General features: G+C 62.2%; 26 protein-coding genes and 7 pseudogenes. 13 read left to right on the top strand and 20 right to left on the bottom strand.

Features of this window, described 5'->3' with window-relative positions; translation table 11 throughout:
* Positions 1 to 109: 109 nt before the first annotated feature.
* The 8 genes and pseudogenes from E6W36_RS05660 to E6W36_RS21845 all read right to left on the bottom strand — a co-directional run bounded on the left by E6W36_RS05660 (position 110) and on the right by E6W36_RS21845 (position 8,076).
* Positions 110 to 343, bottom strand: coding sequence for a hypothetical protein (locus E6W36_RS05660; protein WP_222874004.1), 234 nt, complete (start codon positions 341 to 343; stop codon positions 110 to 112).
* Positions 298 to 2,740: pseudogene (locus tag E6W36_RS23055) on the bottom strand (NAD-glutamate dehydrogenase domain-containing protein). Before E6W36_RS23055 ends, E6W36_RS05660 begins: the two are co-directional and overlap by 46 nt.
* On the bottom strand, positions 2,691 to 3,503 hold the full coding sequence (locus E6W36_RS18190) for a hypothetical protein (protein ID WP_342776813.1): 813 nt from the start codon (positions 3,501 to 3,503) through the stop codon (positions 2,691 to 2,693). Before E6W36_RS18190 ends, E6W36_RS23055 begins: the two are co-directional and overlap by 50 nt.
* Entirely contained in the window at positions 3,431 to 4,138 is a 708-nt protein-coding gene (locus E6W36_RS05680; RefSeq protein ID WP_222874566.1) for an NAD-glutamate dehydrogenase domain-containing protein, read from the bottom strand. The genes E6W36_RS18190 and E6W36_RS05680 overlap by 73 nt, the downstream gene beginning before the upstream one ends.
* A complete protein-coding gene (locus tag E6W36_RS05685) occupies positions 4,114 to 4,881 on the bottom strand; it encodes an NAD-glutamate dehydrogenase domain-containing protein (RefSeq protein WP_222874008.1) in 768 nt (255 codons plus the stop codon). The genes E6W36_RS05680 and E6W36_RS05685 overlap by 25 nt, the downstream gene beginning before the upstream one ends.
* A gap of 230 nt (positions 4,882 to 5,111) precedes the next feature.
* Complete coding sequence (locus E6W36_RS05690) at positions 5,112 to 6,659, bottom strand: PAS domain-containing protein (RefSeq protein ID WP_222874009.1); 1,548 nt, start codon at positions 6,657 to 6,659, stop codon at positions 5,112 to 5,114.
* 228 nt (positions 6,660 to 6,887) lie between these two features.
* A complete protein-coding gene (locus tag E6W36_RS20430) occupies positions 6,888 to 7,277 on the bottom strand; it encodes a Na+/H+ antiporter NhaA (protein WP_281277465.1) in 390 nt (129 codons plus the stop codon).
* Positions 7,274 to 8,076 (bottom strand): annotated as a pseudogene (locus E6W36_RS21845) (Na+/H+ antiporter NhaA). The gene E6W36_RS20430 and the pseudogene E6W36_RS21845 overlap by 4 nt, the downstream one beginning before the upstream one ends.
* A gap of 700 nt (positions 8,077 to 8,776) precedes the next feature.
* Between E6W36_RS21845 and E6W36_RS20445 the strand changes: the two are divergent.
* The 3 genes and pseudogenes from E6W36_RS20445 to E6W36_RS20455 all read left to right on the top strand — a co-directional run.
* Positions 8,777 to 9,207, top strand: a pseudogene (locus E6W36_RS20445) (MATE family efflux transporter); the annotation flags it as partial.
* 231 nt (positions 9,208 to 9,438) lie between these two features.
* Complete coding sequence (locus E6W36_RS20450) at positions 9,439 to 9,702, top strand: MATE family efflux transporter (protein WP_281277516.1); 264 nt, start codon at positions 9,439 to 9,441, stop codon at positions 9,700 to 9,702.
* Positions 9,702 to 10,094 (top strand): MATE family efflux transporter, encoded by a 393-nt coding sequence (locus E6W36_RS20455; RefSeq protein WP_281277468.1) that lies wholly within the window; start codon positions 9,702 to 9,704, stop codon positions 10,092 to 10,094. Before E6W36_RS20450 ends, E6W36_RS20455 begins: the two co-directional genes overlap by 1 nt.
* A gap of 161 nt (positions 10,095 to 10,255) precedes the next feature.
* Here E6W36_RS20455 and E6W36_RS18200 read toward each other — a convergent pair.
* The 5 genes and pseudogenes from E6W36_RS18200 to E6W36_RS05740 form a co-directional block, all read right to left on the bottom strand.
* Positions 10,256 to 11,164, bottom strand: a pseudogene (locus tag E6W36_RS18200) (EAL domain-containing protein).
* Positions 11,165 to 11,268: 104 nt separating this feature from the next.
* Positions 11,269 to 11,757, bottom strand: coding sequence for a CSS-motif domain-containing protein (locus tag E6W36_RS05725; protein ID WP_222874014.1), 489 nt, complete (start codon positions 11,755 to 11,757; stop codon positions 11,269 to 11,271).
* Between the two features lie 681 nt (positions 11,758 to 12,438).
* Complete coding sequence (locus E6W36_RS05730; RefSeq protein ID WP_222874408.1) at positions 12,439 to 13,008, bottom strand: methyltransferase; 570 nt, start codon at positions 13,006 to 13,008, stop codon at positions 12,439 to 12,441.
* A complete protein-coding gene (locus E6W36_RS05735) occupies positions 12,941 to 13,267 on the bottom strand; it encodes a class I SAM-dependent rRNA methyltransferase (RefSeq protein WP_222874015.1) in 327 nt (108 codons plus the stop codon). Before E6W36_RS05735 ends, E6W36_RS05730 begins: the two co-directional genes overlap by 68 nt.
* Positions 13,264 to 13,620, bottom strand: coding sequence for a class I SAM-dependent rRNA methyltransferase (locus tag E6W36_RS05740; protein ID WP_222874016.1), 357 nt, complete (start codon positions 13,618 to 13,620; stop codon positions 13,264 to 13,266). The genes E6W36_RS05735 and E6W36_RS05740 overlap by 4 nt, the downstream gene beginning before the upstream one ends.
* Before the next feature lie 208 nt (positions 13,621 to 13,828).
* On the opposite strand from E6W36_RS05740, the gene E6W36_RS05745 reads away from it, so the two are divergent.
* The 4 genes from E6W36_RS05745 to E6W36_RS05760 all read left to right on the top strand — a co-directional run bounded on the left by E6W36_RS05745 (position 13,829) and on the right by E6W36_RS05760 (position 15,569).
* Entirely contained in the window at positions 13,829 to 14,350 is a 522-nt protein-coding gene (locus tag E6W36_RS05745) for a hypothetical protein (RefSeq protein WP_222874017.1), read from the top strand.
* A gap of 103 nt (positions 14,351 to 14,453) precedes the next feature.
* Positions 14,454 to 14,624, top strand: a complete 171-nt coding sequence (locus E6W36_RS05750; RefSeq protein WP_222874018.1) for a hypothetical protein — start codon at positions 14,454 to 14,456, stop codon at positions 14,622 to 14,624.
* 79 nt (positions 14,625 to 14,703) lie between these two features.
* Positions 14,704 to 15,321, top strand: coding sequence for a hypothetical protein (locus tag E6W36_RS05755; RefSeq protein ID WP_222874019.1), 618 nt, complete (start codon positions 14,704 to 14,706; stop codon positions 15,319 to 15,321).
* A gap of 5 nt (positions 15,322 to 15,326) precedes the next feature.
* The gene (locus E6W36_RS05760; RefSeq protein WP_222874020.1) at positions 15,327 to 15,569 is read left to right on the top strand and encodes a hypothetical protein; all 243 of its coding nucleotides are present in this window, start codon (positions 15,327 to 15,329) and stop codon (positions 15,567 to 15,569) included.
* Positions 15,570 to 15,575: 6 nt separating this feature from the next.
* Here the strand turns inward: E6W36_RS05760 and E6W36_RS05765 are convergent, their stop codons facing one another.
* Both E6W36_RS05765 and E6W36_RS05770 read right to left on the bottom strand, forming a co-directional pair.
* Entirely contained in the window at positions 15,576 to 16,883 is a 1,308-nt protein-coding gene (locus E6W36_RS05765) for an ATP-binding protein (RefSeq protein WP_222874021.1), read from the bottom strand.
* The gene (locus E6W36_RS05770) at positions 16,880 to 17,203 is read right to left on the bottom strand and encodes a PAS domain S-box protein (protein WP_222874022.1); all 324 of its coding nucleotides are present in this window, start codon (positions 17,201 to 17,203) and stop codon (positions 16,880 to 16,882) included. The genes E6W36_RS05765 and E6W36_RS05770 overlap by 4 nt, the downstream gene beginning before the upstream one ends.
* Before the next feature lie 264 nt (positions 17,204 to 17,467).
* On the opposite strand from E6W36_RS05770, the pseudogene E6W36_RS05775 reads away from it, so the two are divergent.
* The 3 genes and pseudogenes from E6W36_RS05775 to E6W36_RS05785 all read left to right on the top strand — a co-directional run bounded on the left by E6W36_RS05775 (position 17,468) and on the right by E6W36_RS05785 (position 19,350).
* Positions 17,468 to 18,021 (top strand): annotated as a pseudogene (locus tag E6W36_RS05775) (LemA family protein).
* A complete protein-coding gene (locus E6W36_RS05780) occupies positions 18,018 to 18,752 on the top strand; it encodes a TPM domain-containing protein (RefSeq protein ID WP_246048181.1) in 735 nt (244 codons plus the stop codon). The pseudogene E6W36_RS05775 and the gene E6W36_RS05780 overlap by 4 nt, the downstream one beginning before the upstream one ends.
* Positions 18,727 to 19,350, top strand: coding sequence for a TPM domain-containing protein (locus E6W36_RS05785; RefSeq protein ID WP_222874024.1), 624 nt, complete (start codon positions 18,727 to 18,729; stop codon positions 19,348 to 19,350). The genes E6W36_RS05780 and E6W36_RS05785 overlap by 26 nt, the downstream gene beginning before the upstream one ends.
* Positions 19,351 to 19,353: 3 nt before the next feature.
* Here the strand turns inward: E6W36_RS05785 and E6W36_RS05790 are convergent, their stop codons facing one another.
* Complete coding sequence (locus E6W36_RS05790) at positions 19,354 to 19,623, bottom strand: DUF1244 domain-containing protein (RefSeq protein ID WP_246048182.1); 270 nt, start codon at positions 19,621 to 19,623, stop codon at positions 19,354 to 19,356.
* Positions 19,624 to 19,727: 104 nt separating this feature from the next.
* Here E6W36_RS05790 and pyk point away from each other — a divergent pair.
* Positions 19,728 to 21,167: pseudogene (gene pyk, locus E6W36_RS05795) on the top strand (pyruvate kinase).
* 311 nt (positions 21,168 to 21,478) lie between these two features.
* On the opposite strand, the gene ykgO reads toward pyk, so the two are convergent.
* Positions 21,479 to 21,604 (bottom strand): type B 50S ribosomal protein L36, encoded by a 126-nt coding sequence (gene ykgO / locus E6W36_RS05800; RefSeq protein ID WP_222874026.1) that lies wholly within the window; start codon positions 21,602 to 21,604, stop codon positions 21,479 to 21,481.
* A gap of 363 nt (positions 21,605 to 21,967) precedes the next feature.
* Here ykgO and E6W36_RS05805 point away from each other — a divergent pair, with 363 nt between their 5' ends.
* Positions 21,968 to 22,765: a metallophosphoesterase gene (locus tag E6W36_RS05805; RefSeq protein WP_222874027.1), complete on the top strand. Its 798-nt coding sequence runs from the start codon at positions 21,968 to 21,970 to the stop codon at positions 22,763 to 22,765.
* 639 nt (positions 22,766 to 23,404) lie between these two features.
* On the opposite strand, the gene E6W36_RS05810 is transcribed toward E6W36_RS05805, so the two are convergent.
* The 3 genes and pseudogenes from E6W36_RS05810 to galE form a co-directional block, all read right to left on the bottom strand.
* Positions 23,405 to 24,508, bottom strand: a complete 1,104-nt coding sequence (locus tag E6W36_RS05810) for a glucose-6-phosphate isomerase (protein WP_222874028.1) — start codon at positions 24,506 to 24,508, stop codon at positions 23,405 to 23,407.
* Positions 24,490 to 24,960, bottom strand: a complete 471-nt coding sequence (locus E6W36_RS05815) for a glucose-6-phosphate isomerase (RefSeq protein ID WP_222874029.1) — start codon at positions 24,958 to 24,960, stop codon at positions 24,490 to 24,492. Before E6W36_RS05815 ends, E6W36_RS05810 begins: the two co-directional genes overlap by 19 nt.
* Positions 24,941 to 25,934: pseudogene (gene galE, locus E6W36_RS05820) on the bottom strand (UDP-glucose 4-epimerase GalE). Before galE ends, E6W36_RS05815 begins: the two are co-directional and overlap by 20 nt.
* Before the next feature lie 132 nt (positions 25,935 to 26,066).
* Here galE and E6W36_RS05825 point away from each other — a divergent pair.
* On the top strand, positions 26,067 to 26,324 hold the full coding sequence (locus tag E6W36_RS05825; protein WP_222874030.1) for a hypothetical protein: 258 nt from the start codon (positions 26,067 to 26,069) through the stop codon (positions 26,322 to 26,324).
* Position 26,325 lies beyond the last annotated feature (1 nt).

Raw genomic sequence — 26,325 nt, forward strand, 5'->3', positions numbered from 1 at the left:
TATCCGCCGGCGAACCCCGCGTTCGCCGGCGCTTTTATAGAGCGATTTCCAAGCAGATGGACTCATCTTCTGGTTAAGAAATCGCGGCAAAACAAAACACAGAGCGGCCTTACCCGAGCAGCAGGCGCACCTGGTTGGCCAGATGGGTCAGCTTGGCCGTCGTCACGGGCTCGCTTGCGCGCACGGCCTTCACCTTGGCGAGCACGCGCAGAACCGTGGCCTCTTCGGTGCTCAGCCAGGACTTGACGGCAACAAGCGGCGGCTGCCCGCCTTGCTTGCAGAGCTGCTCGATCAGGGTCAGCCGGATCCGCTCGAAGTCGCTGACGACGCTGGCCGCCAGCAAACGCTCCCACGGGTCGGCGGGGCAAGGGTCTTGGCGGCGCCATGCGCCCAGCCCAGCATCAGCGCTTCGCCGAGCAGGCCGTAGGCGTGCGCGACTTCCGCCGGTTCGGCCTGGAAATCATGCGCGATGAGCACGACGCCAACGCCGCCGTCCATCGCGGCAAGCTGGGCGATCTGTTCCGCGACATCCGAGGGCGCGCCGAGCGCTGCCAGCCGCTGCTGATGCGCAAGATATTCCTCGCGCGGGGCATCCGCGAGCAGGTCAAGCAACTGCCGGCGCAGGCTGGAAATGCCGTCGCGCAGCCAGGGCGTATCGGCACCGATGAGCCGCGGCGCATAGCGCAGCACATCCTCCATGTGCAGGCGCAGCGCGCGTGCCGCGTCCAGATGCAGCGCGGTCTGAATTTCCGCCGGAATCTGATAGTCGTAGGAGTCGATCAACCGCCACAAATTGCGCATGTCGTAGGCTTCGCGCGTCAGTACGAAAGCGGACGCCACATCGGCGACTTCGCGCCCGGCTTCCTCGGCAAGATCGTACGCCAGAGTAATGCCACCACGATTGACGATGGCGTTGGCAAGCTTGGTGGCGATCAGTTCGCGGCGCAGGCGGTGCGTGCGCATGTCGTTCGCGAACCGGTCGACCAGCACCTGCGGAAGGCCATCTCCAGGTCTTCAACCAGCCTCGGGTCGTCCGGGACGGCGCTGTCCAGCAACTGCTCGAAGATGTTGATCTTGGCGTAGGATAGCAGCACCGCCAGTTCCGGCCGGGTCAGGCCCTCGCCGGCGAGCTGGCGGGTGGTGACCTGCGCATCGGTCGGCAGGCCTTCCACCTTGCGGTTCAGGTGACCGGACTGCTCCAGGCGCTGCATGAAGCGCAGTTGCGCCGGCAATGCCTGGAGGCCGGCCGCCTGCGCGACGGAAATCGCCTGCGTCTGCAGGTAATTGTCCCGCAACACGATGGCCCCGACGTCGTCCGTCATCGACACCAGCAGATCGTTGCGCACATCCTGGGTCATGCGCCCGGCGCTCATGATCGGATCGAGCAGGATCTTGATGTTGACCTCATTGTCCGAACAGTCGACGCCCGCCGAATTGTCGATGAAGTCCGTGTTGATGCGTCCGCCGCGCCGGGCGAATTCGATCCGTCCGGCCTGGGTGACGCCCAGATTGGCGCCCTCTCCGATCACCTTGACCCGCAGTTCGCCCGCATCGACGCGCACGGCATCGTTGGTTTTGTCCCCGGCCTGCGCGTGGGTTTCGTCCGATGCTTTCACATAGGTGCCGATGCCGCCCAGCCAGAGCAAGTCGACCGGCGCTTTCAGGATTGCGGACATCAGCGTGATCGGATCGAGCACCGCGTCGGCGATCCCGAGCATGGCACGGATTTCCGGGCTGAGCGGAATTTCCTTGGCCGAGCGCGGGAACACGCCGCCACCCGGTGAAATCAGGCCCGGGTTATAATCCGCCCAGGACGAGCGCGGCAGATCGAACATCCGCTGCCGCTCGGCAAAGCTCGCCTCCGGATTCGGATTGGGGTCAAGGAAGATGTGGCGGTGGTCGAACGCCGCCACCAGCCTGATCGCCCGGCTGAGCAGCATGCCGTTACCGAAGACATCGCCCGACATGTCGCCGACCCCGATGACGTCGATCGGATCGACGGCGACATTGACCCCATTTCACGGAAATGCCGTTCGACGGAAATCCAGGCGCCGCGCGCGGTGATGCCCATCTTCTTGTGGTCATAGCCTTGGCTGCCGCCAGAGGCGAACGCATCGCCGAGCCAGAAGCCCGCATCCAGGCTGATGGCGTTGGCGGTATCGGAGAAGGTCGCCGTGCCCTTGTCGGCCGCGACCACGAAATACGGATCGTCACCATCCAGCCGGACCACGCCCGTCGGCGGCACGATCTCCTCACCCACGCGATTGTCGGTGACGCTCAACAGCGTGCGCACGAACACCTTGTAGGCCTCCCGCCCCTCGGTGAGGAACGCCTCGCGGTCGGTCGGCGGTGGCAACTGCTTCGGGAAGAAACCGCCTTTCGCGCCGACCGGAACGATCACGGCGTTCTTGACCATCTGCGCCTTCAAGAGGCTCAGGATTTCCGTGCGGAAGTCGTCCCGCCGGTCGGACCAGCGCAGGCCGCCGCGCGCGACCTTGCCGCCGCGCAGGTGGATGCCTTCCACCCGCGGCGAATGCACAAAGATTTCCATATAGGGCACGGGCGGCGGCAGGTCCGGCATCTCGGCGGAGCGGATTTTGAAGGCGAGCGCTTCCGGCTCCGGATCCTGGAATGCATTGGTGCGCACGGTCGCCCGGATGGCGGCGAGGAAGCGGCGCAGAATCCGGTCGTCATCGAGCGCGGAGACATCGGTGAGCGCGTCCTCGAACGCCGCGACGATCTGCTGTTCCTGCGCTGCGCTGTCCGGCGTGCCCGAAAAACACCTCGAACAGCGCGACCAACTGCGCCGCCTGGCGCGGGTAATTGCGCAGCGCAGCATACACGGTCTCTGCCTCGTAGGCGAGGCCAGTCTGGCGCAAATAGCGGCTATAGGCGCGCAACCAGCTGATCTGGCGGTGCGTGAGGCCGGCGGAGAGCACCAGTGCATGAAAGCCATCGTTCTCCACCCGGCCTTCCAGCACCGCCTCGACAGCGGCGCGCAGGCGCTCGCCGACCGCTTCGAGGTCGATCGGCTGGCCGCCGCGGTCGGTCACCAGGAAGTCGTGAATCCAGCCGAGCGCCCCGCCATCCAGATCGAAGGGGTATTCCTCCATGACCGTCAGGCCGAAGGCCTCGAGCAGCGGCACCGCCTCCGACAGTGGAATGATCTCGCCGAGACGGTAGATCTTCACCCGCAGCTGGTCCGGGCGGTCGCCGATGTGCTTGTAGATGTGCACGCCGCGCTCGGCGGGCGAGGCCAGCGAGGTCAGGTAGCCGATGTCCTGCGCCGCCTCGATCGCGCTGAACTGCGCGCGATAAGAGGGCGAAAACAACTTGCCGTAGGTGGTGGTCAGCCGCAGCGCCGCCTCTGCCCCAAAGCGATCCTCCAGCGTCAGTTCGAGTTGGTCGTCCCACCCGCGCACAAGGCCCGTCAACTGCGCATCCAGGATTTCCGTCGAAATATCGGGTATCTTGCCGGGGTCGGTCGCGAGGATGAAATGCACACGCGCCAGACTGTCGTCATCCAGCCGCACGGAGAACATTGCGACCGGGGCATGATAGGCCCCTGCAGCATATCGCCGATCCGTTTGCGCAGGTCGGCGCGGTAGATGTCGCGCGGCACATAGACCAGGATCGAGACATGCCGTTCGAAACGGTCGTGGCGCACGAACAGCTTCGGGCGCGGCCGGTCCATCAGCGACAGCAGGCCGATCGCCGTGCGCTCCAACAGGTCAACATCGATCTGGAACAGCTCGTCACGCGGGAACTGCTCGAGCACATGCACAAGCGCCTTGCCGGCGTGGCTGCGCGGATCGAAGCCGCAGCGCGCAATCACCTGCTGAACCTTGCCACGCAGCACCGGCACGGTGCGCGGGTTGGTCGCATAGGCCGTCGAGGTGAACAGGCCGACGAAGCGGCGCTCTCCGACCAGTTGGCCGGCGCCGTCGAATCGTTTGACCGCAATATAGTCCAGATGCACCCGCCGGTGCACGTGGGACATCGCGTTGGCCTTGGTGATGAGGATCGGCTCCGCCGCATGCAGGAACTGGCTGAGTTGCGGCGGCAGATCGGCGACGCCGCGCATGCCGCGCCAGAGCGGATAATTCGGGTCGGTCAGCAGGCCATGACCGGGATGCACGGTTGGCGGCGCGTCGCGGTCGCCGTAATCGATGACCTGGCTGCCAAGGAATGTGAAATTGTCCGCGCACAGCCATTCGAGAAACGCGATCGCCTCCTGCGCGTCGCCTTCGCGCGGGGATACTGGCGCAGATCCTCGATCGCCGCCTGCATGTCCGCAAGCATCGGCCGCCAGCCCGCGACGCATCGACGAACATCCGCCAGGACCTCCTCAAGCGCGGCCTTGATTTCCGTGCGCGCACGCGCCGTCGTCGGCTCGAACTCCACATAGATCACCGACTCCCGCACCGCGTCCGGCGCCGGGGCGACCCCGGCCTGTGCAGGAACGGCGGCGCAGGCCTTGCCCTCGGCGTCGCGCGTCACATCGACCACCGGATGCAGCAGGCAGTCCATCGCGAGGCCGCGCCCGCTTAGTTCGCTGACGACAGAGTCGACGATGAACGGCGTATCGTCGTTGATGACCACGAGGCGGGTCCGTCGCCGACCGGCCACGGACTCGGTTGCAACCACGGGTTCGATTGACACCAGGGTCTCACCGGGCCTCCGGTAGCGCTGCTGCGCACTCAGCAACAGGGCGATGCGGGCGATGTCATTGCCGTCCAGCTCATCCAGCTCGCCGGTTGCAGACGGCTGGAACCAGGCGCTCAGGAAGGGTTTAACCTCCGCCGCAGCCGCTCCGTCCAGCCGCGAAAGCGCCGCCTCCGCCGCCGCTGCGCGCTCCCCACTCAACCCGGATGCAGTCATCGTTGTCTCCAGCCGCATTTCCATTCTGGTCTGTGCCGTGGCCTTGAAAGTCGCATCAAGCCCGTCGACCCAGAAATCTTGTTCTGCGTTACGACACGTTTATTGCGCCCTCAAGCGCATCTCGCATGCTGCTAATCTCTTTCGCCGGCTGTGGTTTTCGGTGCTGCGCCGCGAGCCTCTTGGCCGCTGCCTCCGCCATGCGGGATGCGCCGGGAACGGAGCCGATAACCTCAACCGTGTTTTCCAGCGGGCCGGCGAACCAGCACCAGCGCGAACTCATCCTGGTCCGGAATCGACGCGCCATCGATGGTGGCGATCGCGGGCATGCGCCGCAGTACATCGCGCATCCCCTCGATTGTATCGGTGCGGCGATTGCCCATCGCCTGCGCGCGCGCCGTCCGTTCCGCCTGCACAATGCCTTTTAGGCCGCCCGGAAAATTCTCGATGAAATCGAGGAAGTTTCCAGCACCGACGCCCTCCCGGTGCGCATAGCTGAGCGACGCGGCGAACTCGGTCAGCCGGGTCTTGTCGTAATCCTCCCCGAACACGAGTTTGGTGATCGGCGTGAAGGGCGCGCGCAATTGCTGTTTGAGGCCAGCCGCCTCCAGCAGCCGCTGGTATGCGTGCGGCGCAGTCGATGCGGCCAGCGCAAAATCATGCGCCTCGGCGAGCGCCTGGTAGAGCGCCGTGCGCGAGCGGTGATCCGAGGAGCGGGAAGCGGCGGCTTTCAACTGCGCCAGCTCCAGCTTGCCGACCAGATCCTCGACGCCGTCGTCAACGGTTTCTACATCGTCCGTGTCTGCGATCTGCGCCCAGGTACCGAGGTCCAGCGTCTCTTCCGCCAAGACCTCTTCGCCGGCAGGGCGCGGCGCGGACAATTCGAGATCATCCTCCAGCCCCGCCGGCAGTTCGTCCATGGGCACCAAGGGTTCCGGGGTGTCATCCAGACTCGCGTCTTCCGGTTGCGCGGCCTGGTGAGCGGTATCGGCCTCCGCCAGAAATTCCGCAAGGTCGAGGGGCTCGTCAGCCCCGTCTTCAGCCGGCGTTTCCATCATGGGTGCGTCTTCAGGCGCAAGAGCTTCCGCAGGCTCCTGCCGCCGCCCCGCGGGGACGCTGAGCAGCAGCGCCTCGATGTCGTCGTCGTCCAGCGACGCCTCCTCAACCGGCGTCGAGAGGTCCAGCACGTCCTCGTCGAGCGCCCCTGTCAACTCCAGCGCCTCGCTTGCCTCCACGTCCGAGGCGGCGGGTCCTGCCGCCGATGCGCCGTGCAGGAGCGCTTCATCCTTCCAGGATACGACCCCGTACATGAAATTGATGGTCTGGCCATCGTCGGAGAGCGGCAGCAGAATGCCGCGGTACTTGGTCAGGACGCCGCGTGGCGACTCGAACTCCGCTTCGAATCCGACCGGCGCCAGGTTCGCATGAATTTCCAGGTGATGCGCCGTCAGGCGGGAGATCAGCGAACGGGTCGGAATATCGGCCGGGTTGAGGACACCCTGCTCGATGCCGCTCTCCTCCCGCAGCGACTTGCCGACAAAACGCAGGATCGGCGCTTCCGGGCCTTGGGTGAAATCGAGAAGGATGGACTGATCGCTGAAAGACTCGACAGCGCGCGGGTCAAGATCGGCAACCGACGGGAACAACCGCCCGTTCAGCAACGATTGCCAGTAAAGATACGCCCGCATGGTCAGGCGGCGTTCATCCAGCGCCGAAGCCGCGGGGTCCGGAGCCTCATGATCCGAACTGTGCGTATCGACAGGAGACGGCTGATGCATCACTGGGTCGCCATCCTTGTTGCCTGGTCCTGCTCAAGCGCCTCTAGACCGTGATCGTTTCAGAGTGAATCGATCCGAAACGTGAATCATGGCCTCATTTATTGCGTAGAGCCTGATTCATGCCATCGGCAGAAGCAATCATGCTTTCCGCCTCAGCCGATCATGCTCTAAGATCACGGAATTACCGTTAAACTAACGTCTATGGCGCGAAAAGCCTAATCTTGACCGGGATCAGGTCGCCTTTTGCGCATCCGGGCGCTTCAGCACGGCGTTCAGCACGATGAAACCGGCGATCGCCGAAACAATGGAGCCGCAAAGGATGCCGATACGCACGGCATCAACATGTGCGCCATCGCGGAACGCCAGGCCGCCAATGAACAGGCTCATCGTGAAGCCTATTCCGCATAGCAACGAAAGACCGATCATCTGCGCGAGGGTCACGCCGCTCGGTAATTGCGCCAGGCGCAGCCGCGTCATGAGGAAACTGACCCCCAGGATACCGACGGGCTTGCCGAGGATCAGGCCAAGTGCGACCGCTTCGGGCAGCGGCCCAGCCACAGCGCCGGATAGCGGCACACCGGCGTTCAGGAACGCGAAAACCGGTACGACCAGGAACGTCACCCAAGGGTGAATGCCGTGCTCGAGCCGCAAAGGGCGCTGTCGCGCGCACCGCGCTGCTGCAGCGGAATGGTCAGCGCAAGCAGCACGCCAGCCAGCGTCGCATGCACGCCGGACCTGTAGGTCGCGTACCATAGCGCCGCCCCGATCAGCAGGTAGGGCCAGACCCGCCCCACCCCAAGCCTGTTCAGGGTCAGCAGCAGCATGAACAGCCCGAACGCCCCAGCAGGTACGGCAGCGCCAAAGACTGCGTGTAGAACACGGCAATGATGACGATGGCCCAGGTCGTCGATCACGGCGATGCTGGTCAGCAGCACTTTGAGGCCGAGTGGAACCCGTTTGCCCAGCGCCATGAGCACCCCGAGCGCAAAGGCGATATCGGTCGCGGCCGGAATGGCCCAGCCATGCGCAAGCGTTGCATCCCCTGGATCACGCCGAGGTAGACCGCCGCCGGCGCCGCCATGCCGCCAAGCGCTGCGGTCAGCGGCAACAGCATCTGCCCTTTGCGGGACAGTTCGCCCTGAAGCATTTCCCGTTTCAGTTCCAGCCCCACCAACAGAAAGAACAGCGCCATCAGCGCGTCGTTGACCCAGTGCTCGACGGAAAGCGCCAGGCTCAACGGCGGCGCCCCAAGCTCCAGCTTCAGATGGCGCAGGCCTTGATACCATTCGTTGAGCGGCGAATTTGCGACCAGCATGGCGATGAGCGCCGCGGCGAGCAGCAAATAACTGCCCGCTCCTTCGACCTGAACGAACTGGTTAAAGACCGCTCTGGCCGATGAAAGTGGTTTGGGCGTACGCATGTCAGAGTCCCGATAATCGCCGGCGCTGGAATTGCCTCGCCTGCTTATGGCGCATGCAGCGAGCGCGCGCGAGTATTTTAGGCGAAATCAGGCAATACGGATGGATCACCTCGATTTATCGCAGAGCGGCGATGCTTGACTTTATTAGGCGGGGCGCAGGCGGCTGACTGGTCGCGCGGTAGAGGGTAGGGGAAAGAACCGTGGGCTTGCGCCCATTAGCGACCAGTCAACCAAAGACGAGTTGAAGGGAATAAGGTGGATTTCTCGAAGGCTGCCTTTAATATTCGGCAGACGCCAAGAAAATTCCATATTCTTCAATCGATATAGACGAGGTTTTTGTGCAGGGGCTGCGGTTTATTTTTGCCGCCGCCACATGCTACCGTCGTCATCGTAGCCGAATGCTCATTATGTTTTTGCTTACCGGAAGCAAAACCAATTTTCATATTGCATAAATGTAACATCGGAGCCAGCGCGCCACATATAAAATATCCCGCGCCGGGGCGTCAGCGGAAATCATTACCGTCTAGCAATGGATTTGCCGCGCGAATCACACAGATGCAAAGGGATTGCTCGGCTGCCCGCTGGCATGACTTTTGGACCTTGCCGCACGACGACGGCTCAGGCACTAGCTGGCGCTCCAACCGGGAGCCGGGCCATGCGAGACCTGACCAAGGGGCCGATCACCGGTCATATCATAGCGATGGCAACCCCCATCGCCATCGGCCAACTGGTCTCGACGCTATATTTCCTGATCGACCTCTATTTCGTTTCGCACCTCGGCGAGGCGGCGCTCGCGGGCGTCAGCGCCGCAGGTACGCTGGTTTTCCTCAGCATCGCCATCACGCAGGTACTGACGGTGGGCGTGCTTGGCGTTCTGGCGCGCCGTGTGGGGCCGGCGACCGCGACGGCGCGAACCATGTCTACAACCAGTCCATCTCGCTGGCGCTTGCGATCATGCTTGCGACCTTGATCGTCGGGTACCTTGGCGTCGACGCCTACATGGGGAGCATCAGCGCGGATACGGCGACGCAGATCGCCGGCAGCACCTACCTGCACTGGTATATGCCGGGCCTGGCGCTGCAGTTCCCCATCACCGCCATCGCCGCCAGCCTGCGCGGCACCGGCGTCGTCAAACCCGTGATGCTCGGGCAGGTGCTGTCGATTGTCGTCAACATCGTTCTGGCGCCGGTGTTGATCGCCGGCTGGGGAACAGGCCATCCGCTCGGCGTCATGGGGGCCGGCCTTGCCTCCAGTTGCGCGGTTTTCGCAGGGCTCGCCATCTTCTGCCGCCATATGCTGAAGCAGGAGCGCTACCTGAAAACGACCCCGGCGACTGGCGGCCGAAATTCGCCACCTGGCCTGATGCTGGGCATCGGGCTGCCGTCCGGGGCGGAATTCGGCATCATGTTCGTGATGACCACGCTGATCTACTTCATCATCCGCGACTTCGGCCCTGCAGCGCAGGCAGGATACGGCGCTGGATCGCGCATCATGCAGGCGCTGTTCCTGCCGGTGATGTCGATCGCCTTTTCGGTTCCCGCCATCGCGGGCCAGAATATGGGAGCGCGCCAGCCGGAACGGGTGCGCGAAACCTTCTGCGGGCCAGCCTCCTGTGCTCGGCCCTGATGCTCCTCGCCATGCTTGCCTGCCAATATGGCGCCGCCGTGCTGCTGCGCATGCTGACGAACGATGCCGCCATCGTCGCGTTCGGCGCGGACTTTCTGCGCATCATCGCCTGGAATTTCATCGGCGCGGGACTGATCTTCTGCTGTTCCGGCATGTTTCAAGCGTTCGGCAACACCCTGCCCTCCCTGTACAGCATGGCAACGCGGCTCATCACCTTCGCGGTGCCTGCCTTAATCATCGCGCGGCAACCGCATTTTCGCTGCGCGACATCTGGCTGCTCTCGGTCGCCAGCGTCGGCTTCAGGCTGTCTTCAGCCTGATTCTTGTGCGTCGGGCCATGCGGAAGCACCTGGGACCGCTGGAAATCGACAGCGCTGCCCCCGGCCCACCTGAGCCGCGCCCGAGGGCAGGGCGCTGCCCGGCTGGAGCGTCCTGGAAACGGCCTGAATGCCCGGGAACCGGTTGAGCCTGCTCAGTTGGGGCGGAACATGGTTGCTCCAACCGATAGCGTGAATCATGGTCTATGGCCGGCCCCAGAGCATAGTGGTGTTGCACTACGTCGTGGGAAAAATCCGCACGACCTTCTGTTCTGCGCGCCGGTCAGCCTGGACCCGGATCTGTTCTTCATACATCTGCGCAAAACTCTCGAGCGGCATGGGACGACCGAAATAATAACCCTGACCATACTGGACACCGAGCTTGAGCAGCAGGTCCCGCTGCTCGACGTTCTCCACACCTTCCGCAATTACCCGCGCGCCGACAGTCGCCGCGATGTCGATGATCTGCGGGATCATTGACGAACGCACGCTTGATTCTTCCATGTCGAAGACAAACGATTTGTCGATTTTGATGATATCCGGTTGAATATTCTTGACGATCCTGAGATTCGAATATCCGGTGCCAAAATCATCCACGGACACCTCGTACCCCATTTTTTGATCCGGGAGATTTCGTGGATGATTTCCTCAGAGGCTATGTTCCGTGACTTTAATGCCGACGCAGAAGTTCTTACTACACTTTGACAATTGCATATCAAAGTGCCTGGAAAGAAGATCGTACTTTACATCCTCAGGGAAGAAATTAAAGGCGACACGGAAGGGTTTATTTGGCGAAATTCTCTCATTCAGTTCTCTCAAAGCCTTTTTAGAGACGATAGAATCCAGCGCCCATGTCATGCCTTGTTCTGATATATCTTTAAGAATTTGGTCAGGATAAAGTATATTATGTCCATCGCGTATTCTAACCAGGACTTCGCAACCGATTATTTCGTTTGCCAGCATATCCATGACAGGCTGATAATAGCAAATAACATTCTCATATCGGCACAGAAATTTCATTCTGTACTTTGAGCGACTCAGTCGCCGCAATCTCGGCGATAGCATCATGCCCGCCAGGATCGCGAGCAACGCGCTGGCCGCGAACATTGTCAGGGCCAGCGCGGGTTGCGACCGGGCCGCATCCATGCAGTTGATCAAAGTGTGGAGTGTATACGTCCCACGGCCCACTGGGATAGAAGAGTAGGAAATACAAAAATCTACACCATAACCACGTTTTTCACCGGGAGTATTTAAAATGTAACTTCCAAGTTTTTCAGAGTCAAAACCATCCGAACTTGCGACAATTTTGCCGAATCGCCCCAGGCAAGCGCCACCATGTTTTCATTATACTTTATGTCATTTTTAAAATTGTTGACAAAATTGTAGTCAAATACGACATTAAATCTTTTGTATTTCCTTACAACTGAACTTATTTTTCTTTCGCCTATCGTAATTGGCAAATTCCACCAAATATCAAAGCCATTAATTACATTATTTGGTGCAGGTAATTCTATAGGCTTATTTAATTTCTCCAGTCCTGTCGTGCATTCAAGCCTTCCATCGGCATCAAATATGCCTATATCTCTAATATATTGTGATTTAAATTGTATTATCCTTAAATCAAGTAGCGTCTTTTCAGAACAATCTGGTTTATAATACTTATCTAAAGTGAGAAGTGTTTCAGTGCCATCGGCGATCATTGCATCGATACGATCGGCAATTATGTGCTGTTGCTGCATGACGTGCCGTACGTACATATTGTACATTGACGCATATGCGATAATAAGAGTTATTATGAAAACTATGCCGCCAGACAACAAGGATATGACACGCCAGCGCTGGCCGGCGTACAGTAACGCTTTCGAGAAAAGCGCTCCGGAGAATTGAGTCCCGTTCATCGTGTGGACCAATCTCTCTTATTTACCGTATCATCCTGCACAATCAGCAGACTGAACGCCAGGGAAATGAAAAGAAAATATACCGCATTGACAACAATCTGCACAGAGCCTGATCGGTTTATGTTGAAGCATGATTGCTTCAACCGAAGGCGTGAATCAGGTTTAGTTCGAATACATACCTTTGAATCTAAAGTATCTTTTCCCCTTAAATGCGACACTGTGCTTGGTCCAAGTCCTGGGCCACATTTAAGGCGAGATGCTTTAGAGGCGAATGCATCGCTTTCACCCGCCCAGATGGCCGATAATCCAACTTAAAACTTAAAGGAAACTGAAGAGTACCAATCGAGTTTTAGGGTCAGGACTCATTAAGAATGAGGCTGTGGCGCTGGCGATTTTGGCGCGCAGGCAGGCGCGAGGGAGGCGAATATTGAACATATTCAACGACCGAGTAACAAACCTGCACGCCAAAGCGCCGCGTCCTGCGGATGGCGGCACGATCCTCGTCGTTAATGGGTCCTGACCCTAATCCAGCGCGTATGCTATGAACTTCAGGTAGGCCGTCTGCGGCAAAAACGGGTGCACCGGATGGTCCGGCCCGGCGCCGGCGGTATGGATGCGCCGCCCGGCACGCCCGGCGGCGCGCAGGCCCTGCACGGTTGCTTCGGCGAAGGCCTCGGGGAGCACGTTGTGGCTGCACGATGCCAGGCACAGGAAGCCGCCTTCCGCCACCCGGTCAGCGGCAAGCCGTGCCAGCTTCTCGTAACCTTTCAGCGCCGCCGGCACATCCTTGCGGGATTTTGCGAACGCGGGCGGATCGGCGATGACCACATCGAACCGCCGGGTCTCCTGCTCCAGATAGGCGAACCCCTCGGACGTTACAGTCTCGAGGCAATCGTTCAGACCGCTGAGGTCAGCCGCCGTCCGCACCAGGTCGAGCGCCGGGGCGGACCGGTCGACCAGAGTCACCCGCGCCGCGCCGGCCTTTGCAGCAGCCAGGCCGAACCCGCCAGCGTAGCAATAGGCATCAGGACGGATGCGCCTCGACTGAGCCGCGCGGCGAAGGCGCGGTTGTCGCGGTGGTCGTAGAACCAGCCGGTCTTCTGCCCGCCCAGGGGTCGATGGCGAAGCGGCACCCGTTCTCCTCGATGACCAAGGGCACCGGCAGCGCCATGCCGTGCAGCGCGGACAGCGGCTCCAGCCCCTCGCTGGCGCGCGCGGGGCCGTCGCTGGCGACGACGATCGAACGCGGCGCCATCAGGGCCTCCAGCGCCGCCCGAATATCCGGCAGCGCAGCGGTCATGCCGGCGGTGTTGGGCTGCACGACGAGGACATCGCCATGGCGATCGATCACCAGCCCGGGCAGGCTGTCCCTTCGGCGTGACAGAGCCGGTAATACGGTGCCTCAAACAGCCGGTCGCGCAGGCGCAGCGCGCGCGCCAACCGCTCTTCGAAATAACCGGCGTCGATCGTGCGATCGGTATTGCGGGTGAGCAGCCGCGCGGCGATCAGGCTGTGCGGGTTGAAGTGATACAGGCCGAGCAGGCGACCGTTCGGTTCCGCAAGGCGCACCACGCTGCCGGGCACGATCCGGCGCGCCTCCGCGTTCATCTGCAATTGGTTCGCATAAACCCAAGGGCGGCCGCGCACCGCTGCGGGCTTCACCGCGCTGTCGAGTACGAGTTTTGGTGTTTGGTCATTTTTCATAGTCAGGCCATAGAGCCTGATCGACTGAGGTTGAAGCATGATTGCTGCAACCGATGCCGTGAACAGGCTCCTTTCAACGAATTAGACCATGATTCACGCTTCGGATCGATTCAATCTCAAACGATCATGGTCTAGGCGCGTAACGCAGATGTTTCAATTACGCAGCCTGGCGGCTACATGCCGTGAGCAATAACGCCAGGGAGCAGGCATGGGCGCATGGTTTATCTGTCGCAGTGGCGAACCGGCTGCGACATCCGCCAAGCTGGCGGCTGCGCGTGCCCAGTTCCGCCGTCACGGCCTGCCGGAGCCGGTGGATTTCGCAACGCCGACCCACCAGGGCTTCTTCAGCGGCCCGGTGCACGCCGGGCTGCCGACCCATGTGCAGCGCGGCGGGGATTTCGTCGCGGTGGCGGGCACGCTGTTCTACAAAGGCCAGGGCGGCGAGGCGGCGCTGTTGCAGCTTCTGGACGATTTCACCTTTCCGTTCGAGCGCTGGAGCGACTGCATCGGCCAGTTCGCGCTGCTGGTTTGCAAAGACGGCGTGCTTCATGTCGCGACGGACTATTTTGCCGCCTTCCAGGTCTTCCACGATGCCGCGCGCGACATCGTCTCCACGTCGATGCTGGCGACCGTGGCCTGCCTGCCGCGGGTGCGCTTCTCGCCTCAGGGGTCTACGAGTTCGTGTTCAGCGCCTTTCCGATGGGCGACGAGACGGTATTCGAGGAGGTGAAGCGCCTTGGGCCGCACGAGCAGCTGCGCCTGGGGACCAGGTCAGCTTCGCCGCGACGCCCAAACACCTGCCGGATGCCTTTGACGACCGCCCGATCGAGTCAATGGTGCGCGAGCATGCGGACCGGGTGCTTGCGCTCGCCGGGGTCGCCGTCAAGCTCTACGGCGACAATATCCAGTGCCCACTGTCTGCCGGCTACGACTCCCGGATGGCGCTGGCGGCGTTGCGGGCACAGGGTCCAAACCCTATGTCTATGTCTACGGCTCCCGGGTGATCCGGACGTCGAGCTGGCCTGCGCCATCGGCAAGGGAGAAGGGTTCGCGGTCAACCTGTTCCAGAAAAGCAGCTGGAAGATGATCACGCCCGCGGAATTTCCGGCTGTCGTCGCCGAGAATTTCGAGGAAACCGACGGTCTGGTGACCGACGGCGGCCTGTTCGACAACGGCGGCAACCGCCGCGCCAGGCTGGACCGGCAGGCCGGCGGCGCGCTGGCTGTCTCCGGCGGCTGCGGCGAAGTGTTCCGCAACTTCTTCTACCTGCCGGACGGCCGCTACACGACGCGGGACATCCTCTATGCGTTCTTCTCGCAGTTCGATGCGGCGGACTGCACAAGCGAGTTCGATCCGCACCGCTACTACATGATCCTGTCAGCAAAGCTGAAAGCCGCGATCAGGACCACCAACGATACGCTGACCCGCCAGCAGGTGGAGAAAATATACCCGGCCTTTCGGTGCCGGCCGTTCTTCGGGCGGGAGATCAGCCTCGTTGGCCGTCACGGCGCCTATTTCATGCCGTTCCTCGAGACCGATCTGGTGCGAGCGGCCTTGCAAATTCCCCTGCGCTACAAGACGTTCGGGCAATTCCAGGCCAGATTGATTGCCGCCATCGACCCAAAACTCGCACGTTACATGTCAAGCTACGGCCATAGTTTCGATCAGCCGCCGGGGTGGAACATCGCCTGTCGGAGCTGAGCGGCATGGTGCGGCCACCCTGGATGCGTCGCCTCAGCCACCCTCTGAAGAACCGCCTGAATCTGACCACGGACGATCACGGCGGCCTGCTGTCCCCGGAATTCCTCGGTCGGGTCATCGACCTGAGCTATCCGGCCATGCGGCGCTATTTCCGCATGGATCGGCTGCGCGATCCAGGCATGCGGCGGCGGATCGCCAATCTCGAGTATCTTGCGACCTGGCTGGGCGCCAAACTGGCTACCCCTTGAGGCGCGCTAGACCCCGACAAGTGCCGATCGCTTGTCGGGGTCAGACCGGCGGCCCTTGATCGAGGCGTCGAACGCTTCATTGATCGCCTCGACGATCTTGGCAACGATGATCGGTTTCGAGAGATAGCGGAAGAAACCCGCGCTCAACCCACGCTCGATATGATGCGGCATCGCATTGGCGCTGAGCGCCAGAACCGGGGTCAGGGCGAATTCCGGATCGCGCTTGATCTGCTGCAGAAGCGCGAAGCCGTTCTGGTCCGGTAGATTGATATCCAGAAGTACGACATCGGGCTTCTCGTTGCGCAGCGCTTCCAGCCCGCTCCGGCCGTCGTTCGCCTCGATCAGCGTGACGTTCTTGATGGTGGTGCAGATCGCACTGATGAGCTGGCGGTTCATGTAGTTGTCTTCGACATAGAGCAGCTTGAAGTTCCGCGCCGCCACTTGAAACTCGGTTTCCTGCACGGTGTCCGCCTCTTCCTTATTGGGTTGATAGATCGGGAGTTCTACCCAGAATGTAGAACCCACGCCCTCCGTGCTGGTATAACCCAGTGACCCTCCCATAAGTTCCGCCAATTGCCGTGTCAGCGCCAAGCCTACGCCAGTCCCCTCTATGGCCTTTTGCTCCGCACCCAGACGATTGAACGGTTGAAACAATTCCGATTGCCGATCCGCAGGTATACCGATGCCGGTATCGGTAACGCTGATCCGTACCTTGTGCCCGGCAAGGACCTTGATTGAAAACAACACCGTGCCGTTCGGTCGATTATACTTGATGGCATTCGATCCAAGATTATAAAGGCATTGCGAAATTCTGGTGGCATCGGCAAGTACGAGTGGAATATCATCATGGCATTCCGCAACATCGATCCCGATACCATATTGCAATGCCAGATGCGTTAGTGATGTATACACTGACTTTACGACATTAACGACGTCAACTTGTTCTACAGAAACCGTGAGTTTTCCGGTTTCTATTTTACTTAACTCCAGGACTTCATTGATAAGGCTGAGCAGATGGTTGCCACTGCTCAACAAGGACTGCACAAATTCTTTCTGTTCAGCATTCAGAGGACCGAAAAACTCCCCATCGAGAAGCTGGCCGAACCCGAGGATGCCGTTCATGGGCGTCCGCAGTTCATGGCTCATGATGGTCAGAAATTCCGACTTTGCCCGGTTGGCGCGTTCCGCCTCCTCCTTGGCATCGCGCAACGCCTGCTCCGCTGCAAGGCGCGGCCGCAAATCGAAGAGTGTGGCGACAATCACGGAGCCGTCCTTGGTCTGGGAGCGGCGCAACTGGATATCGAGCGGAATCATTTCCCTAATTTGTTCCGCCCGCTGACCTCACGCCCCGCGCCCATGGTGCGCGTGGTGTCATTGACGAGGTTGGCGGAGCTTCTGTAGCGCACATGATCGCCGCGGAATTGCTCCGGCACCAGCAGCTCGACCAGCTGCCCGGTCAGCTCCTCTACCGTATAGCCGAAGAGCCGCTCGACGCTGCTGTTGGCGTAAACGATCCTCCCCGACGTATCGACCGCCAGCAAACCATGGGCCGTCGCTTCGCCAAGCGTATCGAATGCAGCGACATAGCGGCTCTCACAGTGGCGAACGTCCTGCGCTGGGTTCTCGTCGGTCACCTTGGCCCCCGTTTCTGGAGTTGATCTTTAGCCGTCCCTTTATCGTTAAAGGGCGGGTACGCCACTACGAGCACTACGAGTATAGCAGTCTAATTAAAAGTTCCGTTAAGGTGACTGATTAACTGTCGCACGAAGTACGCAATTAAAACAAGCCGTCCGCCATTGCGTAGAAAGCGCGGATTTCCGATATGTAGGCAGGAAATGATGGAGGCGAAATGCGATGGGGAAATCATCAAGGCAAGACAGGCGTTTATCATTATCGCCATGGCGCTGACCCTTTCAGGTTGCGGCATTAACGATGTTCCGACCAAGGGCGAGGCGGCGCGCAAGGCCTTCGCCGACCTGCAGGCGCAATATCAGCGGCGCGCGGATCTGATTCCGAACCTCGTCGAGACGGTGAAGGGCTACGCCGCACAGGAAAAGGATGTCCTGGTCGGCGTGACCGAGGCGCGCGCCAAAGCGACCCAGGTCACCATCGCCCCGGCGACCTGTCGGACCCAACCAAGCTCCAGCAGTTCCAGGAAGCGCAAAGCGGCCTCAGCAGCGCCCTCTCCCGTCTGCTGGTCACGGTCGAGCGCTACCCGGAGCTGAAATCCAACCAGAATTTCCTGGCCCTGCAGGACCAGCTTGAGGGAACGGAAAACCGCATCGCCATCGCGCGCGAGAATTACAACGAGTCGGTGCAGGGCTATAATCTGGAATTCAGCACAATCCCCGACAAATGGGTGACCGGCGCGTTCCACGGCGACGCCAAGCAGATGCAGATGTTCCAGGCGAGCAGCGCGGCGCAGGACGCCCCGAAAGTCAGCTTCAATTGATCCGACTTCTGAACGCCGTCCTGCTGGCGCTGCTGCTGGCGGCTGCGCCGGCGCATGGCTTCACTCCGCCGGCGCTTACCGGCCGAGTCGTCGATGCCGCCGGCCTGCTGTCGCCGGACGAGGAAGCGCGGCTGACCGCCGAACTGGAAGCCCTGGAAGCGAAATCCGGCGATCAGGTGGTTGTCGTCACCCTGCCGTCGCTGGACGGGCAGGACATCGCATCTGTCGGCTACCTGCTCGGCAAGACCTGGCAGATCGGCCAGAAGCAGGTGGACAACGGCGCGCTGCTGATCGTCGCGCCGAACGACCGCAAGGTGCGCATCGAGGTCGGACGCGGCCTTGAGGGCCAGCTGACCGACCTCATCAGCGGCTACATCATCCGCGAGTCGATCCTGCCGCGTTTTCGTGAAGGCGATTTTGCCGGCGGCATCGAGCGCGGGGTGCAGGACATCACCAGCGTGCTGCTGGGCGACGCCGCAGAATGGCAGAAGCGGGCCGCCAAGCGCCCGGAGCGCAGCGACGGCTCCAACGCAGCCGGCACAGCGCTGTTCATCCTGTTCCTGATCCTGTTTTTCATTCTGCGGGCCCGCTCCGGCCGGCAGGGGCTCTTGCCGCTGATCTGGACCATCGGGTCGAGCGGCTGGTCCGGCGGCGGGCGGGGCGGCTTTGGCGGTGGCTTCGGCGGTGGCGGCGGACGCTTCGGCGGTGGAGGTGCAAGTGGCGGCTGGTGAGACCCTCAGCGCTGCCGACATCAGCCGCGTCAGCGCTGCTGTCGCACGCATCGAGACGCTGACCAGCGGCGAGATCGTCTGCATGGTTGCGCCGCGCGCGCTGGACCCGGAGCCATATGCCTGGGCGCTCTCCGGCATGCTGGCTCTGGCGACGCCCTGGGCGCTGCTGTGGCTCACGGCCTGGCCGCTGCTGGACATCCTGCTGGCGCAACTCGGCGTGCTGGCGCTCGGCATGGCGATAGTTCGCGTGCTTGGGCTGCGGGCGATCCCCGGCTCCCTGGTCAAACGCCGGGTGCGCGAAGAAGCGGAAGCGCGCTTTGTCCAGCATGGCCTGGCAAATACCAGCGGTCGCACCGGCCTGTTGCTGTTCGTTGCGCTGGCCGAGCACCGGGTCGAGGTCGTGGTCGATACGGCGCTCGCGGACCCGGCGCTTCAGCCGGTGTGGGATACCATGGTGGCGACCGTGGTCGCGGCCATCCGTGAAGAGCGGCTGGCGGACGGCCTGATCGCGGCGGTCGACCAGGCGGCTGAGGCGCTGGCGCGCATCGCCCCGCCTCGCCCTGACGACCGCAACGAACTGCCGAACGTCATCGCCTGACGGCTATTTCCGGTTCTGCACGACGCTCGCCGCCATGCGGTCCAGCTGTTCCTGCGATGCCGGCGTCTGGAACTGCGCGCGATAATCGTCATATGGCATGCCGTAGACCCATTCGCGGGCACCGGCTTTGTCCAGCGAAGCGCCAGTTTCCGCCGCAGCCTCCATCAGCCAGTCGGCCAGGCAGTTCCGGCAAAAGCCGCCGTGCCCCATCAGGTCGATGTTCTGCACGTCCGTACGGTGACGCAGGTGCTCAAGCAGGCGCCGAAAAGCCATGGATTCAAGGTGCTGGCGCTGTTCTTCCGTCATGTGGCTTCCTTTGGTTAAGCCGGCGTGGTACGCCGGACACACTCGTTCTAAAAACCTTACATGGGGATCGCATGTCCTTTCAGCCACGTCAGCGCAACACCCGGATCGTCGCCACGCTCGGCCCCGCCTCCAACACCAAGGAGATGGTAACCAAGCTGATCGAGGCGGGCGTGGACGTGTTCCGCATCAACATGTCGCACGGCTCACAGGCGGACAAGGGCCCTCATCGAGACGATCCGCGAGATCGAAAGCGAGGAACGCCGGCCGCTCACCATTCTCGCTGACCTGCAGGGCCCCAAGCTGCGGGTCGGCCAGTTCGCCGATGGGCCGGTGCTGCTGGAAAATGGCGCAACCTTCGTGTTCGACGCCGACCCGACCCCCGGCGACGCGACCCGCGTCCACCTGCCGCATCCGGAGCTGTTTGCCGCGCTGGAAGTCGGGCAGCGGCTGATGATCGACGACGGCAAGGTCAAGGTCGAAGTCACGGAGGCGAGCGAGACCCGCCTGGTCACCCGCGTGCTGGTCGGCGGCAAGATCTCCAACAACAAAGGCGTGAACGTGCCGGATGCGGTGATCCCGCTGGCGGCGCTGACCGAAAAGACCACTCAGACCTTCAGTTCGCCCTGCAGCACAACGTGGACTGGATCGCGCTGTCCTTCGTGCAGCGCCCGGAGGATGTGGTTGAGGCCAAACGTCTGATCGATGGCCGCGCCGGGGTGCTTGCCAAGATCGAAAAGCCCTCAGCCCTGAAGGATATCGAGGCGATCCTCGATGTGTCGGACGCCGTGATGGTGGCGCGTGGCGACCTGGGCGTCGAATTACCGCCTGAGGAGGTGCCGGCAGCGCAGAAGCGCATCGTCGAGCAGGCCCGCGCCAAGGGCAAGATGGTCGTGGTCGCGACCCAGATGCTCGAGTCCATGATCCAGTCGCCGACGCCGACCCGCGCCGAAGTCTCGGACGTCGCCAACGCCATCTATGACGGTGCGGACGCGGTGATGCTGTCCGCGGAGTCGGCCGCCGGCGCTTTCCCGATCGAAGCGGTTGCGATGATGGACGCGATCGCCCGGCAGGTGGAAGCGGACCCCAGCTATTCCGCGCGCATGCACCTGACCCGCACGGACCCGGAGTCGACGGCTGCAGACGCACTGTCCCGCGCCGCCGCCCAGGTCGCGCAGACCGTGTCCGCCAAGCTTGTCTGCTGCTTCACGTCATCCGGCTCGACGGCGATCCGCGTCTCCCGCGAGCGCCCCGCGACCGCTATCCTGGTCCTGACGCCGGAGCTCAAGACCGCGCGCCGGCTCGGCATCGTCTGGGGCGTGCACTCGATCCACACGCGCGACGTCGTCGATTTCGAGGAGATGATCGCCAAATCGAAGCGGATGGCCCTGCGCTCGCAGCTGACCCAGGGCGGCGACCGTATCGTCGTGGTGGCCGGCTATCCGTTCGGCATCGCCGGCTCGACCAACACGCTGCACATCGCCAAACTGACCGGCGACGAACTCTACGCCTGAGATTAGAGCGCAATGACATTTGATGGAATCGTCATTGCGAGGAGCCGTAGGCGACGTGGCAATCCAGAGACTTTAACTTTGTTCGCTGGATCGCCGCGGCTGCAGGGCAGCCTCGCGATGACGCATGGATCAACGTAATGTCATCAGACTCTAGAGCGAAAATCGCTCTATGCTTTTGTTTTGCCGCGATTTCTTAATCGTCAGATGATGCCATCTGACTGGAAATCGCTCTAAAACATGAAGGCCGCCGGCAATGTGCGGGCGGCCCAGAATGACGATCTGCAGGAAGACGACGGCGAAGCGCCGTCGGGTCAGCCCTGGCGTGCCTTGAAGCGACGCTGCGTCTTGTTGATGACGTAGGTGCGACCGCGGCGACGGATCACGCGGCAATCCCGGTGGCGGGCCTTCAGCGATTTCAGCGAATTGCGAATCTTCATAACGAGTGTCCAAAGCGGTCTCGTGTCGCGGAATCGATGTTCGCCACACGATGATATCGGGTGGCCCAGCGAACTTCGATTCTATAAACGACACGACAAACCATGATTTGCTCGTGTCCTTTTCGAAGCTGAAATCCAACCGGACATTATATCGCGTGTAACGGATTTCAGATTCGGGACACGAGCTGCGAGGACGATGCCCTATGGAAATTCCCCGCAGGAGTCAAGCCGGAGACGCGGTTGCGGCGATTGTGTGCGTCGCCGTAATCAATATGGCGCATCCGCTCGACAAACCACCGCGCAAGGGCCACATTTACACATGATGCGCGGTATGCTTGAAGCGCGTCACACTCAGGGTACCCCATGTTCTCGAAGTTGTTCAAACGCAAGGAACCGGCCAAGATCGCGACAACCCCGCCAGGCGAGCAGCTTTTCGCGATCGGCGACGTTCACGGCCGGCTCGACCTGCTGAACGAGTTGCTGGCCATTATCCTGGCCGATTGCCACGATCAGGCGCGCCGCGGCATCCGCAGCCACATCGTCATGCTCGGCGATTATGTCGACCGCGGCCAGTCCTCCGCCCAGGTGGTCGAGCGGCTGATGGCGCTCCAGGAGGAGTGGCCGGAGACCATCCTGCTGCGCGGGAACCACGAACAGATCATGCTCGAGGTGCTGGGCGAACGCCCGGATCTCGAGACGTTCGAGAGCTGGCTGCATTACGGCGGGCGCGAAACCCTGATCTCCTACGGCCTGACCCTGCAGGACGTCTTCAACGAGAATTCGCAGCTCATCCTCAACAAGGCGCGCCGGGCGATCCCGCAGGCGCATGTCGAGTGGATGTCCCGCCTCAAAACAACTGGCAGCGCGGAGACTATTATTTCACCCATGCCGGCGTTCGCCCCGGCATCGCGCTTGCGGAACAGCGTCCGCACGACCTGCTGTGGATCCGCGAACCGTTTCTATCCTCGCGGGAGGATTTCGGCATGGTCGTCGTCCATGGCCACAGCGTCTCGAACAGCGTCGATGATCGACCGAACCGGATCGGCATCGACACCGGCGCTATGCCTCCGGCGTCCTGACCGCCGTGCGCCTGACCGAAGACGGCAGCCGCAGCTTCGTCGACACCCGGGTGCTCACCCGGGCCTGAAGGCAAGAGGTTGATCTCATCAGGTTGAGCCACGTCTCCCTCTCTCTGGTGAGGGGCAATGCACCCACCCTGGCCTGCGGTCACCCCTTCCGCGCGCGGGAGGGGAGAATCAGCGGTTTTGCAGGCGCACGTCTGGCCTTGTTGCCATCGATCAGGCTCTTGGGCAGGGGAACGACCGGCGCTTATCTGTCACGGGCATCCGGGGCTGGACGACTTGGGTGGTTGGTCAGGTCAAGTCGCGTCCAGACTTGTCTGATGCTCCGGCCTTCCCGTCCGCTTCGGGTGTGACTCCAGGCGGGGACCGCCTGCACGGACTTTGCACGGGACACGTGCCCCAGTTGGCCGCGAGCGGTCTATGCGAAGCTTCGGCTGTATCACCGGATGGCTTCGCGCCGGTCGCCCCGGTGCGGGAGGGCACCGGGCTGCCGCCCTGCCGACCGTGATCAAGGGCTGCAGGGACGCTCCATCATATAACCCATATGGTTATAAATGTCAAGAAAAATGTGCTTTAGAGCGTGATGACTTTAGATAGAGTCGTCATTGCGAGGCGGAAAGCCGAAGCAATCCAGGAACGCTCATCTTTTCATGGATTGCCGCGTCGGCCTATCGGCCTCCTCGCAATGACGCATGGTTCAACCTAATGTCATCATGCTCTAGCGCAGGGCGGCGATCAGCCCGGCAGTCGAGGCGTCCCAGCCGGCCGGCAGTGGTGCGCCCGCCATCGGTCCCGTGAGGTCGCGCGCCATCAGCTTGCCGAGCTCGACGCCCATCTGATCAAAGCAGTTGACGCCCATCAGCACCGACCAGGCAAAGGTCCGGTGCTCGTAGAACGCCAGCAGCGCCCCGAGCGCATGAGCGTCCAGCCGGTCAAGCAGGATGGTGGTCGAGGCACGGTCGCCGGGCGAGACCTGCGCCGCATCGACGCCGTCTGCGCGGCCGCGCAGCAGCGCACTGGACTGGGCGAGGCAATTCGCCAGCAGGGCCTGATGCGCCGTGGCATGGCCGTGGTTCGGGGTCTTCACCGCGATGAAATCGATCGGGCACCAGTCGCTCGACTGATGCAGCCACTGGAACACCGCATGCTGCGCATCCGTGCCGACACTGCCCCAGACCACCGGCATGGCAGGGCCGGTGTAAGGATCGCCGTCGTGGTCGACGCGTTTGCCATCGCTCTCCAGCTCAAGCTGCTGCAGGAATGGCACCAGCAGGTTCAGTCGCTGATCATAGGGCATCACGGCGCGGGTCGCCCGGCCCCAGACCCCGGCGTAGAGGAAGCCCATGAGCGCGGAAATCAGCACCGCGTTGGCCTCGGGCGGCGCGTCCGCCATGTGCGCGTCCATCTCCCGCGCGCCGGCCCGCAGGGCCTCGAACACCGGCAGGCCGTAATGCAGGGCGACCGGCAGGCCAACCGCCGACCACAGCGAATAGCGGCCACCGACCCAGGCGCCGAAATGGGCGATCCGCTCGGGCGACACACCCTGCGCCTGCGCCAGATCGGGCCGCGCGGTGACTGCCACCACGTCCGCATAGGGATTGGTGACCCCGGCCGCCTGCTTCCAGGCCAGCGCCTGCGCCAGGTTGGTCTGCATCTCCAGCGTGGTCCAGGTCTTGGAGCAGGCGATCAGCAGGGTGCGCGCGGGGTCCAGCCCGCGATCGCCTGCTCGAAGGCGTGCCCGTCGATGTTGGAGAAAGCGCAGATCGTAGCGGCCCGGCGTGCCGAGCCTCAGGGCGTCCGCAATCACCGCCGGCCCGAGCACCGAGCCCCGATGCCGATGTGGATGATCGCCGTGTAGTCGCCAGCATGCACGTTCTGGACGACCGCAGCCATTTTGGCGTCGGCGCTCGCCACGTCCTCGGCTATTCTGTCCCCGTTGGCGGCCACAGCCGGCGCGCGGAAGCCCGCGTCGCCGTATGCAGCGCCGGCCGGCCTTCGGTCGGATTGACGATGCCGCCACCAATCAGGGCATCCGCCGCCGCGCCATCCGGCGGCCTGCCAGAGCGCGCGCCCGGCGTCGCGGATCGCGGCGCAATAGTGGGTTTTGGAAAAATCGAACAGCAGCGGGCCGACCCGCAGGCTGCAGGCTGCAAAGCGCTGGGGATCGTCCGCGAACAGCGCCATGATCGGGCGTTCGGCGACGGCGCTTGCGACTTCGGCGAGTTTCTGACCGGCCAGCGAGCGGTGCGGCTGCTTAACGAACGCGTGAGTCAAGGTCTCTCTCCCACTTGAGCGCGGTCTCGACGATGAAATCGAGGTTGCCGTAGCGCGGCTGCCAGGCGAACGCCTCGCGGATGCGGCTGTTGTCCGCGACCAGCGCTGCGGGGTCGCCGGGGCGGCGCTCGCTCAGGATGCGCGCGATCCTAGTCCCTGAAACCCGGTCGACCGCGTCCAGAACTTCCAGCACAGAAAAACCGCGGTTGTAGCCGCAGTTGAGCGTGAACGAGTCCGCCGGCTTCTCGATCAGTTCGCGCAGGGCAATCACATGCGCCTCCGCGAGGTCCATGACGTGGATGTAGTCGCGCACGCCCGTGCCGTCCGGCGTGTCGTAGTCGGTGCCGAACACCTGGACGTGCGGGCGCTTGCCCAGCGCCGCCTCGACGCCCACCTTGATCAGATGGGTGGCGTTGCGGGTCGACTGGCCCGTGCGGCCCTTGGGGTCGGCACCGGCGACGTTGAAATAGCGCAGCACGCCATAGTTCAGCGGATGCGCGAAGGCGGTGTCGCGCAGCATGGTCTCGGTCATCAGCTTTGACGACCCGTATGGATTGATCGGTGCGGTCGGCATGTCCTCGCGCACCGGCGTCACCTCCGGGATGCCGTAGACGGCAGCCGTCGACGAGAAAATGAAGTGCCTGACCCGCGGCGCACCGCCGCTTCGAGAAGGGCGCGGCTTTTGACCGTGTTGTTGAAATAATATTTAAGCGGATCGCTGACCGACTCCGGCACGATGATCGAGCCGGCGAAATGCATGATGGCGCCGATGCCGTGCGCGTCGATGATCCGGTCGAGCGCTGCATCGTCGGCGATATCGGCTTCGTAGAACGGCGTGTCGTCCGGCGTCGCCCAGCGAAAGCCGGTGCTGAGGTTGTCGATGACCACCGGCGTATACCCGGCATCCCGTAGCGCCAGCACGGCATGGCTGCCGATGTAGCCCGCCCGCCGGTGACCAGAACCGCAACGCTCATGTAGTTTCTCCTGTCGGAATAGCCGGGCCAAGTCGCAACAATATTGCACTGTAAACAATCGCGGATGCCTCTACTCCATTCGTCCGGATGCGGCAACGTGCTTGGGGTGGAGTAGGAAAGGGTTAACCGCAAGTGTTCACAGCTATTTCGGACGTGGCGCGTTACGGTGCGCCGATTCCGGCACTGGGGACCCCGCCTTCCATGCATATTCTGCTTTATGTGATCGGTGTGATGGCGACGCTCGTTGGCATTGGGGCCGGCGTGCTGTTGCAGCAGTTGAACATGATCGCCAACGGTCTGTTGATCGGCGTGCTGTTCGGGACGCTCGGCAAAGCCCTGCACCTGCTGCAAAGATCGAGAACCACCTGCGGGTCGGCTTCATCAACCTGAA

It is taken from the genome of Hankyongella ginsenosidimutans, assembly GCF_005144965.1.
Lineage (GTDB): Bacteria > Pseudomonadota > Alphaproteobacteria > Sphingomonadales > Sphingomonadaceae > Hankyongella > Hankyongella ginsenosidimutans.